15 protein-coding genes are annotated in these 15,874 nt (G+C 71.4%); 7 read left to right on the forward strand and 8 right to left on the reverse strand.

Features of this window, described 5'->3' with window-relative positions; translation table 11 throughout:
- Positions 1-2: 2 nt before the first annotated feature.
- A complete protein-coding gene (locus M5362_RS22680) occupies positions 3-362 on the reverse strand; it encodes an NADH-quinone oxidoreductase subunit A (RefSeq protein ID WP_030494815.1) in 360 nt (119 codons plus the stop codon).
- A gap of 679 nt (positions 363-1,041) precedes the next feature.
- Here M5362_RS22680 and M5362_RS22685 point away from each other — a divergent pair.
- Positions 1,042-1,860, forward strand: coding sequence for a C40 family peptidase (locus M5362_RS22685; RefSeq protein ID WP_260229536.1), 819 nt, complete (start codon positions 1,042-1,044; stop codon positions 1,858-1,860).
- Between the two features lie 86 nt (positions 1,861-1,946).
- Here the strand turns inward: M5362_RS22685 and M5362_RS22690 are convergent, their stop codons facing one another.
- Positions 1,947-3,017, reverse strand: a complete 1,071-nt coding sequence (locus tag M5362_RS22690; protein WP_260229537.1) for an NAD(P)-dependent oxidoreductase — start codon at positions 3,015-3,017, stop codon at positions 1,947-1,949.
- Here M5362_RS22690 and M5362_RS22695 point away from each other — a divergent pair.
- Positions 2,907-3,902, forward strand: coding sequence for a helix-turn-helix domain-containing protein (locus M5362_RS22695; protein ID WP_260229539.1), 996 nt, complete (start codon positions 2,907-2,909; stop codon positions 3,900-3,902). The genes M5362_RS22690 and M5362_RS22695 overlap by 111 nt on opposite strands.
- On the opposite strand, the gene M5362_RS22700 is transcribed toward M5362_RS22695, so the two are convergent.
- The 5 genes from M5362_RS22700 to M5362_RS22720 all read right to left on the reverse strand — a co-directional run bounded on the left by M5362_RS22700 (position 3,868) and on the right by M5362_RS22720 (position 10,050).
- The gene (locus M5362_RS22700; RefSeq protein ID WP_260229540.1) at positions 3,868-5,151 is read right to left on the reverse strand and encodes a geranylgeranyl reductase family protein; all 1,284 of its coding nucleotides are present in this window, start codon (positions 5,149-5,151) and stop codon (positions 3,868-3,870) included. The genes M5362_RS22695 and M5362_RS22700 overlap by 35 nt on opposite strands.
- A gap of 150 nt (positions 5,152-5,301) precedes the next feature.
- The gene (locus tag M5362_RS22705) at positions 5,302-5,997 is read right to left on the reverse strand and encodes a demethylmenaquinone methyltransferase (protein WP_260229541.1); all 696 of its coding nucleotides are present in this window, start codon (positions 5,995-5,997) and stop codon (positions 5,302-5,304) included.
- 143 nt (positions 5,998-6,140) lie between these two features.
- Positions 6,141-6,740, reverse strand: coding sequence for a hypothetical protein (locus M5362_RS22710; protein ID WP_260229564.1), 600 nt, complete (start codon positions 6,738-6,740; stop codon positions 6,141-6,143).
- 7 nt (positions 6,741-6,747) lie between these two features.
- Entirely contained in the window at positions 6,748-7,947 is a 1,200-nt protein-coding gene (gene mqnC, locus M5362_RS22715; RefSeq protein WP_260229544.1) for a cyclic dehypoxanthinyl futalosine synthase, read from the reverse strand.
- Positions 7,948-8,007: 60 nt separating this feature from the next.
- A complete protein-coding gene (locus M5362_RS22720) occupies positions 8,008-10,050 on the reverse strand; it encodes a serine/threonine-protein kinase (protein ID WP_260229545.1) in 2,043 nt (680 codons plus the stop codon).
- A 146-nt stretch (positions 10,051-10,196) separates the two neighbouring features.
- Between M5362_RS22720 and M5362_RS22725 the strand changes: the two genes are divergently transcribed.
- Complete coding sequence (locus tag M5362_RS22725; protein WP_260229546.1) at positions 10,197-11,237, forward strand: esterase family protein; 1,041 nt, start codon at positions 10,197-10,199, stop codon at positions 11,235-11,237.
- Between the two features lie 113 nt (positions 11,238-11,350).
- Here the strand turns inward: M5362_RS22725 and M5362_RS22730 are convergent, their stop codons facing one another.
- A complete protein-coding gene (locus M5362_RS22730; protein WP_260229547.1) occupies positions 11,351-12,241 on the reverse strand; it encodes a menaquinone biosynthetic enzyme MqnA/MqnD family protein in 891 nt (296 codons plus the stop codon).
- A 270-nt stretch (positions 12,242-12,511) separates the two neighbouring features.
- On the opposite strand from M5362_RS22730, the gene M5362_RS22735 reads away from it, so the two are divergent.
- The 4 genes from M5362_RS22735 to M5362_RS22750 form a co-directional block, all read left to right on the forward strand.
- Positions 12,512-12,715, forward strand: coding sequence for a cold-shock protein (locus M5362_RS22735; RefSeq protein WP_003967102.1), 204 nt, complete (start codon positions 12,512-12,514; stop codon positions 12,713-12,715).
- 101 nt (positions 12,716-12,816) lie between these two features.
- Complete coding sequence (locus tag M5362_RS22740; protein ID WP_260229548.1) at positions 12,817-13,260, forward strand: DUF1992 domain-containing protein; 444 nt, start codon at positions 12,817-12,819, stop codon at positions 13,258-13,260.
- A gap of 240 nt (positions 13,261-13,500) precedes the next feature.
- Positions 13,501-14,016, forward strand: a complete 516-nt coding sequence (locus M5362_RS22745; RefSeq protein ID WP_260229549.1) for a DinB family protein — start codon at positions 13,501-13,503, stop codon at positions 14,014-14,016.
- Between the two features lie 151 nt (positions 14,017-14,167).
- Positions 14,168-15,874 (forward strand): VCBS repeat-containing protein (locus M5362_RS22750; RefSeq protein ID WP_260229550.1); only part of this gene is annotated, 1,707 nt, incomplete at its 3' end.

A 15,874-nucleotide genomic window follows, 5' to 3' on the forward strand; every position in this document is an offset into this window, starting at 1 on the left:
CCTCAGTCCCATTCCAGGCCGCCGCGCCGCCACACATACGCGTAGGCGACGAAGACGGTGAGCACGAAGAGCAGCATCTCCACGAGCCCGAAAAGCCCCAGGGCGTCGAAGGTGACGGCCCAGGGGTAGAGGAAGACGATCTCGATGTCGAAGACGATGAAGAGCATCGCCGTCAGGTAGTACTTGATGGGGAAGCGGCCGCCTCCGGCCGGAGTGGGCGTCGGTTCGATGCCGCACTCGTATGCCTCAAGTTTTGCCCTGTTGTACCGCTTTGGGCCGATTAGCGTGGCCATGACCACGGAGAAGATCGCAAACCCCGCACCCAGGGCACCGAGCACGAGGATGGGCGCGTACGCATTCACGCTCCTCGCTCCTTCCAGTCGTCCTTGACCGTTGGACCGCACCGTCGGGCACAAAGATCGCCCCCATGTGAGGCAGTTCACAAGCCCGACTGCCCCGCATCCTATGCCCGCCCCTCTGTGATCTGCGACACGGGGTACGGCAACGAGTTTGTGATCTCCACCACCTGACGAAGGATCATGAAGTCGGATGAGCGGTGATCTTGGCACTCGAAGCGCCCAGGTGATCACCAGTCGTGACATCCGGACCGGAAACCGCTGGTCGGAGGGGTGGCGCACTATCAAGCGGTGGCGTGTACAAGCAAATTGGCGATGGACTCGACCGGGTGATAAAGGACCGGCCTGTCGCCCGGTCGGGGGTCTCCGGGGAGCGAAGTGGACGTGTGCACCGATTCACGAGCGGCCCGACCGCCTGATGGACACCATGCTGTGACCTGCGCCACACCGCCACCGCCCCGGAGAAAGCGGGGCTTGGCCATCGGTGTGAAGAGGTGGTAAGCGACGGTCAATTCGGACGTTTCGCGGAAAACCCGTGATCAAGGGCCTGATGAGCCGTGCCCGTATTGTCCGTTACGGCGTCAATAAGGACGCCAGATAAGCGGATTGAGTGGTTCCGAACGTAACTGTGGCGCAACCCACGTTTCTTGAAGGGAACCGTGAAGCCCTGATAGCGGTTGTACTCATGTCCCAGACCGCTCACATACCCAGCCACCGGAAGCCCCGCCGCAGCGCTTCGAAGCTCGCGCTCCGCGCCGGAGTTGCCGGTGGCGTCCTCAGCACCATCGCGGTGGCCGGTGCTGCCGGGCCGGCGAACGCCGACCCTGTGACCGAGACCATCGAGATGCCGACGCTCGGCTCGCTCGACACCGACCTGGCGAGCGCCGTCTCCGCGTCGGCCGAGGCGTCCCAGCAGGAGGCCCTCGACCTGAGCCTGCAGGCCCAGGAGACCGCCGCCCTGGAGAAGGCCGCCAAGGAGGCCAAGAAGGCCAAGGCCGAGGCCGACCGCAAGGCCGAGGCCGAGAAGGCCGAGAGGGCCCGCGCCGAGGCCCGCGAGCGCGCCTCGCGCACCCAGGAGCGCACCCAGCTCTCCTCGTCCTCCTCCGACTCCTCCGACAGCGGCTCCTCGTACAGCAGCGACGCCCCCACCGGCTCCGCCGCCGCGATCGTGGCCTTCGCCCGCGCCCAGGTCGGCGACGCCTACATCTCCGGCGGCACCGGCCCCAACTCCTGGGACTGCTCCGGGCTCGTCCAGGCCGCCTACCGCCAGGCCGGCGTCGACCTGCCGCGCGTCTCCAGCTCCCAGTCGTCCATGGGCACGTCCGTCTCGCTGAGCAGCCTGCAGCCGGGCGACATCCTGTACTGGGGCAGCCGCAGCGGCTCGTACCACGTGGCGATCTACGTGGGCGGCGGCAAGTACGTCGGTGCGCAGAATCCGTCGACCGGTGTCGTCGAGCGCTCCCTGGACTGGGACATGCCCTCCGGCGCGGTCCGGATCCTCTGATCGCCCGCATCCCGCACGCGAAAGGCCGTCACTCCTCGGGGGAGTGACGGCTTTTCCCGTCCTGTTCCGATTTCGCGCGGTACGTCCTACTTACGGAACGCCTCGATGATCCGGGCGTAGCTGTCCCCGCCGTGGCCCGCCTCGACCGCCGCCCGCATCAGCTCCAGATGCAGCCGCGGCAGCCGGTCGTCGACGCCCCGCGCCTCCCCCGCGTGCAGCAGATGCCCGATCGCCGCCACCTGGACGTCGATCGTGGCGTCCGCGCCCGGGTACTCCCCCGCGTCGATCTGTTCGGCGTACCCCGTCATGAACCAGGAGACCGTCGACAGCCAGCGGGTGGCCACCGCCGTGAAGTCCCGGGCCGGCACCCCGTCGGCGCCCGCGAGGGCGGTCGCGTGCAGCCAGCCGCCGAAGACGGACCACATGAGGCCGAGCAGCCCCGCGTCGTACAGCGAGGCGAGCCCCACGTCCGGGCCGAGGTCCACCGGGTCTCCGAGGACGGCGAGCGTCGCCCGGTGCGCGGCGAACAGCTCGGGCGACCCCGCGTAGAGGATCATGTTTGCGCTGTCACCGATGCCCGGCGGGGTCGTCATGACGGCGCCGTCGAGGTAGCCGATGCCGTGCTCCGCCGCCCACTGAGCCTCCGCGCGGGCCTGCTCGGGCGAACCGGTGGTGAGGTTGACCAGGGCCCGGCCCCGCAGCGACGCGGCCACGGGGGCCAGGAGGCCGCGTACGGCGGGGAAGTCGAGGACGCAGACCACGACGAGTTCGCTCGCGGCGACGGCCTCCGCGACGGAGGCGGCGCGGACGGCGCCCCGGGCGACCAGGGCGTCCGCCTTCCCGGGCGTGCGGTTCCAGACGGTGGTGCGGTGGCCGGCGGCGAGGAAGGCGTCGGCGAGGGCGGCGCCCATCTGCCCGAGACCGATGACCGTGATGTTCTGTGCGTTCATGGAATCCACGCTCGCAGCGGCGGAATCCGGCCGACAGTGGCAGGACCGACGGCGACCGCACGATTCCTGCCGCGCTCCTGGCGTACGGTCGAGCCCATGAGCGCAGGGGTGGTCGCCATCGCCGTCGTACCGGACCGGCGGATCGGGACGTCGCTGTGGGAGCTGTACGAACTCTCCCTCGCGTGCGGGGTCTTCGGCATCCCGCATCCCGACCTGGCCGACCCCTGGTACGAGCTGCGGCTGTGCGGGGACGCGGGCGACGCCGGGGTCTTCTCCCTGCGGACCGACCACGGCCTCGACGGTCTCGTGGGCGCCGACACCGTCATCGTGCCGTCCGTGCCCGACGCGGTCGTGGAGGACGGCGAGGAGGTGCCGGCCGAGCTCGTCGAGGCGCTGCGCGCGGCCGCCGCCTCCGGCGCCCGGATGGTCTCGCTGTGCACCGGCGCCTTCGCGCTCGCCGCCGCCGGGCTCCTCGACGGCCGCCGGGCCACCGCCCACTGGCAGCACACCGCGCAACTGGCCGCCCGCCACCCCGAGGTGATCGTGGACGACTCGGTCCTCTACACGGACGAGGGCACGGTGCTGACCAGTGCCGGTGCCACCGCCGCGCTCGACCTCTGCCTGCACCTGGTGCGCACCGACCTCGGCGCGACCGTCGCCGGGCAGCTCGCCCGCCGCCTCGTCGTCCCGGCCCACCGCCCCGGCGGCCAGGCCCAGTTCATCGAGGCGCCGCTCCCGCCGAGCGACGAGGACAGCCTGGGACCCGTACTGCAGTGGGCGACCGAGCGCCTGGCCGAGCCGCTGACCGTGGAGGGGCTGGCGCGTCGGGCCCGGATGAGCCCGCGCACCTTCCACCGGCGGGTACGGGAGGAGTACGGGACCACCCCGCTGCAGTGGCTGCTCCAGCAGCGGGTGGCCCGCGCCCAGTCCCTGCTGGAATCCACCGACCTGCCCGTGGAGCTGGTCGGCGACCACAGCGGACTGGGCTCGGCGGCCAACCTGCGCCGTCACTTCACCCGCGCCGTCGGGGTCTCCCCGTCCGGCTACCGGCAGGCGTTCAGGCCTTCGGGGCCACCTTCGAGAGGCCGTTGATGATGCGGTCCATCGCGTCACCGCCGGTCGGGTCCGTCAGGTTCGCCAGCATCTTCAGCGTGAACTTCATCAGGACCGGATGCGTCAGTCCGCGCTGGGTCGCGATCTTCATGATCTTCGGGTTGCCGATGATCTTCACGAATGCGCGGCCGAGCGTGTAGTACCCGCCGTAGGTGTCCTTGAGGATCTTCGGGTAGTTCTGCAGCGCCAGCTCGCGCTGGGCCGGGGTCGCGCGGGCGTGCGCCTGGACGATGACGTCGGCGGCGATCTGGCCCGACTCCATGGCGTACGCGATGCCCTCGCCGTTGAACGGGTTGACCAGGCCGCCCGCGTCACCGACGAGCAGCAGGCCCTTGGTGTAGTGCGGCTGGCGGTTGAAGGCCATCGGCAGCGCGGCGCCGCGGATCGGCGTCGTCATGTTGTCCGGGGTGTAGCCCCAGTCCTCCGGCATGGAGGCGCACCAGGCCTTGAGGACCTCGCGCCAGTCCAGCTCCCTGAAGGCGGAGGAGGAGTTGAGGATGCCGAGGCCGACGTTGGACGTGCCGTCGCCCATGCCGAAGATCCAGCCGTAGCCGGGCAGCAGACGGTCCTGCGGGCCGCGGCGGTCCCACAGTTCCAGCCAGGACTCCAGGTAGTCGTCGTCGTGGCGGGGGCTGGTGAAGTACGTCCGTACGGCCACGCCCATCGGCCGGTCCTCGCGCCGGTGCAGGCCCATGGCGAGGGAGATCCGGGTCGAGTTGCCGTCGGCGGCGACGACGAGCGGCGCGTGGAAGGTGACCTCGCGCTTCTCCTCGCCGAGCTTGGCGTGCACGCCGGTGATCCGGCCGGTGCGGTCGTCGATGATCGGGGCGCCGACGTTGCAGCGCTCGTACAGCCGCGCGCCGGCCTTCTGCGCCTGCCGGGCGAGCTGCTCGTCGAAGTCGTCACGCTTGCGGACGAGTCCGTAGTCGGGGTACGAGGCGAGGTCCGGCCAGTCGAGCTGGAGCCGGACGCCGCCGCCGATGATCCGCAGGCCCTTGTTGCGCAGCCAGCCGGCCTCCTCGGAGATGTCGATCCCCATGGAGACGAGCTGCTTGGTGGCGCGGGGCGTGAGGCCGTCGCCGCAGACCTTCTCTCGGGGGAACGCGGTCTTCTCCAGGAGCAGGACGTCGAGCCCGGCCTTGGCCAGGTAGTACGCCGTCGTGGAACCGGCCGGGCCAGCCCCGACGACGATCACGTCTGCGCTGTGCTCGGAGAGGGGCTCGGTCACGGCGGGGTCTCCCGAAGACTCGACGGTAGTGCGTACCGGGGCAGTCTATGGGGGCGTCCCGCAGCCCGTTCGGAGGGCCACCACAGGACATCGGTCCCGCCCGCGGAAAAGTGGTGCACGAGGGACGCGCGGGAGCACGCGCGTCCCGCGTCAGGCGGTCTTGAAGCCCCGGTGCAGGGCGACGATGCCGCCCGACAGGTTCCGCCAGGCCACCTTCGACCAGCCCGCCTTCTGGAGCAGACCGGCGAGGGCCGGCTGGTCCGGCCAGGACCTGATGGACTCGGCGAGGTAGACGTACGCGTCCGGGTTGGAGGAGACCGCGCGGGCCACCGGCGGCAGGGCGCGCATCAGGTACTCCTCGTACACCGTGCGGAACGGCGCCCAGGTCGCGTGTGAGAACTCGCAGATCACGACCCGCCCGCCGGGCTTCGTCACCCGGTACAGCTCGCGCAGCGCCGCCTCGGTGTCCTGGATGTTGCGCAGGCCGAAGGAGATGGTGACGGCGTCGAACACGTCGTCGCGGAAGGGGAGGTTCATGCCGTCCCCGGCGGTGAACGGCATCCACGGGTGGCGCTGCTTGCCGACCCGGAGCATGCCGAGCGAGAAGTCGCAGGGCACGACGTACGCCCCCGCGCGGGCGAAGGGCTGCGAGGAGGTCGCCGTCCCGGCCGCCAGGTCGAGGATCCGCTGCGCCGGGCGGGCGTCGACCGCCTTGGCGACCTCCTTGCGCCAGCGCCGGTCCTGGCCGAGGGAGAGCACGTCGTTGGTGAGGTCGTAGTTCGCCGCCACGTCGTCGAACATCGAGGCGACTTCGTGCGGCTGCTTGTCCAGGGATGCTCGGGTCACTGGCGTTCGGCCTCGCAGACTCGGGTACGGACGGTACGGAGGTAACAGGAGCATTGTCTCAGGGCCTCCCCGGCCCCGACCGGCAGGGCGCGCTCCGACCGGCCACGCGAGGCCGGCAAGAGCCCCATGACGCCCGACAGGGCCTAGCGGCGGCGGTGGACCAGGCGGCCGTCGATGACGGTCGCCACGCAGGTCGAGGCGCCGAGGCGGACGAGGGCGGCGGCGTCGGGGACGTCGAAGACGGCGAAGCGGGCGGGGCCGCCCGGCGTCAGGCGCGGCAGCAGTACGAGCGGCACCGGGGAGAACGACGGGCGCCCCGGCAGTCTCTCCGGCCGGCGGCCGACGGCGAGTCCGGCCCGGCGCACCGCGTCCACGGCGGCCCGCCCGCGCAGTTCACCGGCGACGGCGACCGTCCCGTGCGCCAGCATCCGCTGCACGCCACGGCGCGCGGAGGCGCCCCGCCGCGCGGGGTCGGCACGGAAGATCCGCTGCGCACGCTCCCCCGTGATCGCCTCGGTACCGAACCCCTCGGCCTCCCGCGGATCCGGGTGGTAGGCCCCTTCGAGCAGCTCGGGCGCGTACGGGTTGAGCAGCCCCGGCGTGAGGATGCCGGGCCACCGCCGCACCCGCGCCTCGGGACGGACGGCGGCCAGGTCGTCGAAGGGGCCGACGGCGGCGATGTGCGCGCCGTCGACCAGGATCGCGGTCTCGGGCGACGCCTCGGCGACGTGGATCGTCAGCACCACGGGGTCAGTTGGCGTTCAGGAGCTTCAGCTCCGGGTGCGCCGTACCGCCCTCGATCGCCGTGGAGGAGATGTGCGAGACGACGCGCTCGTCGACCGGGTCGTTCGCCGGGTCGTCGTGGACGAGCAGGTGCTCGTACGTCGTGGCGCGCTGCGCCGGCACTCGGCCCGCCTTGCGGATCAGGTCGATGATCTCCATGCGGTTCGAGCGGTGCTTCGCGCCCGCCGAGGAGACCACGTTCTCCTCCAGCATGATCGAGCCCAGGTCGTCCGCGCCGTAGTGGAGCGACAGCTGGCCGACCTCCTTGCCCGTGGTCAGCCACGAGCCCTGGATGTGGGCGATGTTGTCCATGAAGAGCCGCGCGATCGCGATCATCCGCAGGTACTCGAAGAGCGTCGCCTGCGTACGGCCCTTGAGGTGGTTGTTCTCGGGCTGGTACGTGTACGGGATGAAGGCCCGGAAGCCGCCCGTCCGGTCCTGCACGTCACGGATCATCCGCAGGTGCTCGATGCGCTCGGCGTTCGTCTCGCCCGTGCCCATCAGCATCGTGGACGTCGACTCCACGCCGAGACCGTGCGCGATCTCCATGATCTCCAGCCACCGCTCGCCGCTCTCCTTGAGCGGGGCGATCGCCTTGCGCGGGCGCTCCGGCAGCAGTTCGGCGCCGGCGCCGGCGAAGGAGTCGAGACCGGCCTTGTGGATGCGGGTGATCGCCTCCTCGACGGAGACACCGGAGATGCGGGCCATGTGCTCGACCTCGGACGCGCCGAGGGAGTGGATGACCAGCTGCGGGAAGTCCTTCTTGATGGCCGCGAAGTGCTTCTCGTAGTACTCGACGCCGTAGTCCGGGTGGTGGCCGCCCTGGAACATGATCTGGGTGCCGCCCAGCTCCACGGTCTCCGCGCAGCGGCGCAGGATGTCGTCGAGGTCGCGGGTCCAGCCCTTGGCGGTGTCCTTCGGCGGCGCGTAGAAGGCACAGAACTTGCACGCCGTCACACAGACGTTCGTGTAGTTGATGTTCCGCTCGATGATGTACGTCGCGATGTGCTCCGTACCGGCGTAGCGGCGGCGGCGCACGGCGTCGGCGGCCGCGCCCAGCGCGTGCAGCGGCGCCGAGCGGTAGAGGTCGAGCGCCTCTTCGGGGGTGATCCGGCCACCCTCTGCGGCGCGGTCGAGGACGGACTGAAGGTCGGCCTTCTCGGTCACCGGCTGAGTCCCTTTCGGAGGGTGGAATCTAAGGACTGAACCAGCCTACGCCAGCACTTCTCAGGACTTCCGCAGGGTGCCGCTGGGCCGGCCTGCGGCTTCCTCCTCGGAGCGGTACGTGAGCGTCCCGTCGGCGCCGAGGGTGAGGGTGAAGGAGGAGGTGCCCCCGGTGCACAGGCCCTCGGTGCCGGGGCGGTCGGGGTCGGTGCGGTCCGCGATGCGGAGTTCGGTGGAGGTGGCGGCGGTGAGCCTGCCGATGCCGTGGCAGCGGACGGTGGTGCCCAGGACGCTGAGGGAGTGGGTGGTGCGTACGACGTCCTCACCGGCGCCGCCCTTGGTCACGACGGCGGTGAAGTCGCCGTGCGGGGAGCCGTTGCGCTCGGTGGTGGGCCCCGTCCAGGTGCCGAGGAAGCCGGCAGGGACGGAGCCGGGCGCCGAGGTCGGCGTGGGGGTACGGCCGGGGGTGCGCGTGGGTGTGGCGCTGGGGGTGCCCGTGCGCGTGGGTTCGTTGTCGGCGGGAGGACCGGCGGTGTTCCCGCCGGTCCTGCCGGCGTCGGCGCCGCGTCCCCCGCCGGGCAGCAGCTCGAAGAGGTACCCCGCTCCCAGGGTCACGGAGGCGAGCGCACCGGCGACGGCGAGCGCGACGGTACAGCTGACGCGCCGGCCGGCGGCGAGGGAGAGCGTGGCCTGCCGCCGCCGGGGACCCTCCCCGCCGGGGGCGGTGGTGTCCTGACCGGCCGCCGGGACGCCGAAGAGGCCAGGGGCACCGGAAGCGGGACCGACCGGAGAGAAGGGCGGCCCGAAGACGCCGGACCCGGGAGCGGGCGATCCGGCCGGAACGGGTGGATCGGCCGGGGCGGAGGGGGTGGGCGGGGTGAACGGGCCGGGCGGGGTGGAGGGTCTGGGCGGGGTGAACCGGCCCGGCTGATCGGACGGGGTGGGCGGGGCGGGCGCGGTGAAGGGGCCGGGCTGATCGGCAGGAGCGAGCGGGGTGGACGGGGTGGACGGGGTGGAGGGGCCGGGACGGCCGGGTGGGCCGAAACGGCTCGCCCCCTCGGTCTCGTCCTCGGGCGGCAGGACCGCCAGAGGGCCGAAGACACCCGACGGCGGGCCGGTCGCGGGCCCTTCGGGAGCGGGCTCCCACACCGAAGAGCCCGTGAAGGGCGCGGGACCCGAGGCGTTCGGGTCGGCCCCGAACCCTCCCGTACCCGCGTCGAGCTCCAGCAGCTGTACGGCCGTCCGGCTGATCTGCTCCACCAGCGGTGTCGGCAGCCAGCCGGCCGACACCAGGACCGCCGCACCGGCCGGTGCCAGCGCGGAGGCGAGCGCGGACGGCGTCGGACGGTCCGACGGGTCCTTCGCGAGGCAGGCCGCCACCAGCTCCCGCAGCTCCCCTGCCAGGGCGCCCAGTTCGGGCTCCTCGTGGACCACCTTGTAGAGCAGGGTGGCCGAGGTGTCACCGGGGAAGGGCGGTGCTCCGATCGCCGCGTACGCGAGGACCGCGCCGAGCGAGAAGACGTCGGACGCGCCGGTCGCGCTCTGCCCGAGGATCTGCTCGGGCGCCATGTAGCCGGGCGAGCCGATGGAGACCCCGCTCGCGGTGAGCGAGGCCGTGCCGTCCATGGCCCGCGCGATGCCGAAGTCGATGAGCCGGGGGCCCTCCAGGGTGGCCAGCACGTTGGACGGTTTCACGTCGCGGTGCACGAGGCCGAGCGCGTGCACGCCCGCCAGCGCCTCGGCGAGACCGGCGCCCAGCGTCCGTACGGTGTGCTCGGGCAGCGGGCCGACCGCCTCCACGGCCCGGGCGAGCGTCGGCCCGGCGACGTAACCGGTCGCGACCCACGGGACCGGGGCTTCGGGGTCCGCGTCCAGGACGGGCGCCGTCCACCGGCCGCCGACGCGGCGGGCGGCCTCCACCTCGCGCCGGAACCGCTCCCGGAACTGCGCGTCCAGGGCGAAGTGCGGGTGCACGATCTTCACGGCGACGGTCCGGCCGCCCTCGTTGCGGGCCAGATAGACACGGCCCATCCCACCGGAACCGAGCCGGCCGAGGAGCCGGTAGGCGCCGATGGTCCTCGGCTCCCCTGCGTCGAGCGGCTGCATCTCTCCCCCAAGGTGGACCGAGTCGTGGACCGGGTCGTGGGCCGGATCACCCCGATTCGGAACCGTACCCAGCCAACCGATCGCCCACCACGCCCCTCCTCCCTTCCGTAATCACCCGTCCTGTCCGAAACACCCGGAGTCGCCCCATGACCCGCCTCCCCAGGTTCCTCGCCGCCGCCCTCGCCCTCGGTACGGCGGCCGCACTGGTGACCGGTTGCTCGGAGGAGGGCGCGCCGGTCACGTTCGACACCCCGCACTCGGCGACGAGAGCGCAGGGCGGCGGGACCGGGGGCACCGGGAACGGCCGTGAGCGGGGCCCCGAAACGGTTCTCCCCACCGGCCCCAAGGCGCGTTTCACGACGGCCAACACCCTGGAGGACGGCACCAGGATCGGCGTCACCACGCTCGCGGGCGCGAAGTCCGGTTTCACGGGCAAGGTGTGGGTGTGGGCGCCGAAGCAGTATTTCGACCCGGAGTACGCCGCGAGCGGCTTCCCGGTCCTCGTGGCACTGCCGGGCGGAAACGGTTATCCGATGAATTACTGGATGGGCACGGACCTCAAACTCCAGTCGAGCATCAGTACGTGGTCGCAGGAGGGAAAGAGCCTGCCGTTCATTGTCGTGATGCCCGTCCTCAACCCTGACGACACGTACTACTACGACGGCAGCGATATACCCGGGCAGCCGAAAATGGGAACCTGGCTCACGGAGGACGTGCCGGATTTCGTCCGCGCGAATTTCCGTACCTTCGCGTCCCGTGACGGCTGGGCATTCATGGGCTCGTCCTCGGGCGGCTTCGCCGGACTCAAGGCGGTGCTCCAACGACCGGACAGGTTCAAGGCCGTCATCGCGTCGGGTCCGGACACCGTGCCGGACTCCCCGCTGTGGGCGGGACACGAGACCGAGCGGCAGGCGAACAACCCGGAGAGGCTGGCCGAAGCGCTCGGCGCGAAGCCGGACAGCGCGGAGAACCGGGTGTATCTCGCGTTCCAGATCGGGACGGAGGAGTCCGGCTTGGGGCGGCTGAAGACCTTCATGAAGAACCACACCAAGGGCCCGGTGAAGACCCGCCTCCAGGTCATCCAGGGCGGCGGGCACAACGCGAGGAGCTACGTCCAGGGGATGGGGGACGGTTCGATCGCGTGGATCAGCCGGCAGATGCGGGGCCCGGTCCCGTCCTCCCCCTGAGACAACCCCGCGGGGGCGTCACCGCGCCGACGCCCCCGCGGGCGTCACCTCGCGGGCATCCCCCGCGAGCGCCACCTCGCGGGCGTCACCCCGCGGGCGTTACGCCACCGGCGTCAGCTCGTCGGCGTCGCCTCCGTGGAGCGGGGGGCGAGGAGTTCGACCCGTACGTCCGCGGGGAAACCGGTCGTGGGACCGGTCCGGCGGGCGAACTCACGTACCCCGGCCAGCTGCTCGGGACCGAACCGGAAGTCCAGCGTCCGGAAGTACCGCTCCAGCAGCTCGGCATCGAAGGACTCCCAGCGCGCGGCCTGCTCGGCGACCTTGGCGACCTCGTCGAGCGACAGGTCCCGCGAGGCCAGGAACGCCTCGTGGACCTCACGCACGGTCTCCGGCTCGCGCGCCAGGAAGTCCTTCCGCGCCGCCCACACCGCGAAGACGAACGGCAGGCCCGTCCAGTCCTTCCACATGAGCCCCAGGTCGTGGACCTGGAGCCCGAGCCGCGGCGCGTCGTGCAGCGAGGCCCGCAGCGCGGCGTCTCCGATCAGGACGGCGGCCTCCGCCTCCTGCATCATCAGGCCGAGGTCGGGTGGGCACGTGTAGTAGTCGGGCCGCACGCCGTACTGCTCGGCGAGGAGCAGTTGCGCGAGCCGTACGGAGGTCCGGGAGGTGGACCCGAGCGCCACCCGCGCCCCATCGAGCTGGTCCAGGGGCCGCTGGGAGACGATCACGCAGGACATGACGGGACCGTCGCAACCCACCGCGATGTCCGGCAGGGCGACAAGATCGTCCGCGTTGCGGAGATACTCGACGAGGGTGATGGGCCCGATGTCGAGCCCGCCGCCCACGAGCCGCTCGCTGAGCTTCTCCGGAGTGTCCTTGGTCAGCTCCAGATCGAGCAGCGTTCCGGTGCGGGCCAGACCCCAGTAGAGGGGCAGACAGTTCAGGAACTGGATGTGTCCGACGCGGGGCCGGCTGCGCTGGCGGTCGTCGCTTGCATTGTCCACATCTGGAGGCTAGCCCCGTCTCGTACGGTGGACATCGCCGGGGCGCGCGTGGCGCTCACGTCAGCACATCAGGGCTTCGTCAAACGTGTGGGTGACGTGATCTTTCCCTCTAGTGCGGCGCACACCCTGCGTGCTACGCTCATCGCAAGTTGCAGTTTGGTTTCCCTTGCAGTACAGAGCCTGCGGAGCATGTGACCCGCAGGCTTTTGTAGTTTTCAGACTTGTTTGCAGGTTCTGGAGCAGGGCAACCCTTTGGCCCAAGGAGGGCTTATGGCTACCGGAACCGTCAAGTGGTTCAACGCTGAAAAGGGCTTCGGCTTCATCGCCCAGGACGGCGGCGGCCCGGATGTCTTCGTCCACTACTCCGCGATCAACGCGTCCGGGTTCCGCTCCCTCGAGGAGAACCAGGTCGTGAACTTCGACGTCACGCAGGGTCCGAAGGGCCCGCAGGCGGAGAACGTCACCCCGGCCTAAGTTGCCCGGGTCGGCGATCGCGCACGGCTAGAGAAGTACCCAAGGAGCCCCGCTCCGTGCCTTCGGGCACGAGCGGGGCTCCTGCCTTTTAGTCTGGACATATGACCGAACGCAAACCTCCAGGCGTCAGCTTCGAGTCGTTCGTGGACAAGCAGATCCGCGAGGCGGCGGAGCGCGGCGAGTTCAGGAAGCTGCCCGGCTTCGGAAAACCCCTCGACGACGACAACGCCCCCTACGACGCGCTGTGGTGGATCAAGGGCAAGATGCACCGCGAGGGCGCGGCCGTCCTCCCGCCCTCGCTGGCCCTGCGCAAAGAGGCCGAGGACGCACGGGAGGCGATCGGCAAGGCCGTCTCGGAGTCGCAGGTGCGGCGGATCCTCGGCGAGATCAACACCAAGATCGCCGCGGCTCTGGTCCGCCCACCCGCGGGCCCGCCGCTGAACCTCAAGCCCTTCGACGTGGACACGACCCTGGCGGAGTGGCGCGCGGCGCGGCGGAAGCAGGAGGAACGGGCCCGCCGGGAGGACGGCGCCCCGGGGGCGTAGGGAGCCGGGGGCGTAGGGCACTGGGGGCGTAGGGGGCCGGGAGCACCGCACCCGTACCCGTACCGCACCGACCCCTCCGGACCCGTACCGCACCGACCCCACCGCCCCCAACCCGACCGGTCATGACCACCGAAGAGGTGAACCATGTCCGCCGCGCCGCCCCCTCCCCGGCCTTTCTGACAACTCCCGCTCCCCCTCGATGGCCCACTGGGGGGAACACCGAGCGAGGAGTTGAGGGACATGAGGAGCGCCGACCTGCTGGTGGACGCGTTCGGGCGCGTCCAGGAGGCCGTGCACGGGGCCGTCGAGGGCCTCTCGGAGGACGAGCTGGCCGTCCGGCTCGACGAGGACGCGAACTCGATCGCCTGGCTGGTCTGGCACCTGACCCGGGTCCAGGACGACCACGTCGCGGGCGTGTTCGGGACCGAGCAGGTCTGGACGGAGGCCGGTTGGAAGGACCGCTTCGGGCTGCCGTTCTCCGCGCGCGCCACCGGTTTCGGCCACTCCAGCAGCCAGGTCGCCAAGGTCCGCGCCCCGGCGGAGCTGCTGCTCGGCTACTACGACGCCGTGCACGAGCGGTCCTTGGAGCACCTCGGGGGCCTGACCAACGCGGACCTCGGCCAGGTCGTGGACGAGGGCTGGGACCCGCCGGTCACGCTCGGGGTCCGCCTGGTGAGCGTGGTGGCGGAGGGCAACCAGCACGCGGGCCAGGCGGCGTACGTGCGGGGGGTGGTGGAGCGGCGCGCATCATCGTGACGGGTGTCGGCCGGGCTTGTTATCCTCCGGCGATCACTCACGCGAGGCGATGATCCGGGTGGGGGGAATCCTCCGGCCGCCTCCGTGTCTTCCGACCGCCCGCGCGCTGTTCCCTGCGCGCGTGCGCGGTCGCCCCAGGGGAGGCCCGTCCATGCATCACGCTCACGTCCCGCGCCGCCCGAGGCTCGCGCTGTCGGTGGGGGTCGCACTCGCCATGACCCTGGGCGGCACCCTCGCCGTGCCCGCCCCGGCGCTCGCCCTCACCGCCGCCGACGCGGCGGGGCAGAACACCGTCGCCCCCTATCCCCGCGACGCTCAGGTTGTCAGCGTGGGGAGCACGGGCTTCCTGACCTGGGGGATGTCGGCGAGCAACTCTGAGGAGCGGTGGACCCGCTTCTCGGACGGCTCGTCGACGGTCCTGTCGTCGGGCGGCAGCACCTGGACCATGGGGTCCTCCGCATCCGACGTCGTCGTCGTGAACCAGGGCTCGTACGTCACCCTGCGGGACATGGCCGCCGGGACGAACGTCCTCGGCGTCGACCTGCGGAGCGTGGGGGCCTCCGGCGGGCAGTTCGGCGGAGCCGTCGGTTCGACGCTCCTCGTCCGGACCCCCGACGGTGCGGGCGGTGAGACCGTCCATGTCATGAGCAAGGACGGCGGGAAGCTGTCCGACCGGCTCGTGAGCGGCCTGCCCGCCGGCGCGACCTCCGTGTTCGCCAGTGCGGTGACGTCCGAGCACGCGCTGCTGACGTACAAGACCGGGACGGGCGCCGGGGAGAAGCGGTACTGGGCGCTCATGGACCGGGCCACCGCCACGGTCTCCGAGACGCGCGCGATCGTCACCCCGGGCCAGTGGACCGGGGAGGTCGCCCTGTCCGCGACGCACGTCGCGTGGGTGGAGTACGACGCCGGCCTGCGGGCTTCGGCCGTCGTCGTGGAGCGCGGCTCGGGGAAGACGCAGCGCGTTCCCCTGGTCGGCGCGAGCCGGGTCGAACTCGGCCTGGTGGGCAGCTGGCTGACGTACGCGGACCGCGACGCCCTCGGGGACTACAACCCGAACCCCCTGGGCGCCCTGCGGGCCCGCGACCTGACGACCGGCGAGACCCGGACGCTCCTGGACCACGTGAAGTCGGCCGCGCCCGGGCCCGGCGGGACGCAGTTCGTGCGCGGCGGGACGGTGGCGCGGGGCGAGGGCCTCTACCGGATCGCCGCCGGTGCGAACGGCGCCCCGACCGCCGAACTGGTCGCCTCCACCGGCGAGTCGACCAAGATCACGCTGCTGGGGCACGACATCCCCGCGAAGGTCGCCCCTGAGCCCGGCAGCGGCCGGATCCGGCTGGACTGGCGGCTGTCCCGGGTCAACGCGGTGGTGAAGGTGACGCTGCGCCACGTGCAGAGCGGTAAGACCAGGACGGAGGACGTGTACCCGTCCGGGGACCTCCTGAACGATCCGCACATCGTCAGGTACGACTGGCAGGGGGACGTCCCCTGGAAGAGCGACCCGGACATGCCGACCGGGGCGCCGAACGGCTCGTACACCTGGAGGATCGAAGCCAAGCCGCTCGACCACATCGGCCCGGACCTGGTCGCCTCCGGCACCTTCGACCTGGCCCGGAGCCCCGCCCCGCACGACTACGACAACGACGGCTCGCCCGACGTGCTCACGCGGGACACGTCGGGCCGGCTGTGGAGGGGCGACACGTTCTACCGCTCCGAGATCGTCCAGCTCTCCCAGAACCCGATCGAACTCGTGGGCAGCGGGTGGCAGATCTACGACCGGATCGAGGCGACGGGGAACCTCGGCGGGGCGGCCACGGGCGACCTGGTCGCCCGCGACCGCGACGGTGTGCTCTGGCTG

Source organism: Streptomyces sp. Je 1-79, from assembly GCF_025195125.1.
Taxonomy (GTDB): Bacteria; Actinomycetota; Actinomycetes; order Streptomycetales; family Streptomycetaceae; genus Streptomyces.

What these genes read in the sequence shown, in the direction of transcription:
- M5362_RS22740 (WP_260229548.1), top strand. Translation starts at nt 12,817, where the DNA reads ATGACCGAACGCAAACCTCCAGGCGTCAGCTTCGAGTCGTTCGTGGAC.
- M5362_RS22725 (WP_260229546.1), top strand. Translation starts at nt 10,197, where the DNA reads ATGACCCGCCTCCCCAGGTTCCTCGCCGCCGCCCTCGCCCTCGGTACG.
- M5362_RS22695 (WP_260229539.1), top strand. Translation starts at nt 2,907, where the DNA reads ATGAGCGCAGGGGTGGTCGCCATCGCCGTCGTACCGGACCGGCGGATC.
- M5362_RS22745 (WP_260229549.1), top strand. Translation starts at nt 13,501, where the DNA reads ATGAGGAGCGCCGACCTGCTGGTGGACGCGTTCGGGCGCGTCCAGGAG.
- M5362_RS22735 (WP_003967102.1), top strand. Translation starts at nt 12,512, where the DNA reads ATGGCTACCGGAACCGTCAAGTGGTTCAACGCTGAAAAGGGCTTCGGC.
- M5362_RS22690 (WP_260229537.1), bottom strand. Translation starts at nt 3,017, where the DNA reads ATGCGGGATGCCGAAGACCCCGCACGCGAGGGAGAGTTCGTACAGCTC.
- M5362_RS22720 (WP_260229545.1), bottom strand. Translation starts at nt 10,050, where the DNA reads ATGCAGCCGCTCGACGCAGGGGAGCCGAGGACCATCGGCGCCTACCGG.
- M5362_RS22685 (WP_260229536.1), top strand. Translation starts at nt 1,042, where the DNA reads ATGTCCCAGACCGCTCACATACCCAGCCACCGGAAGCCCCGCCGCAGC.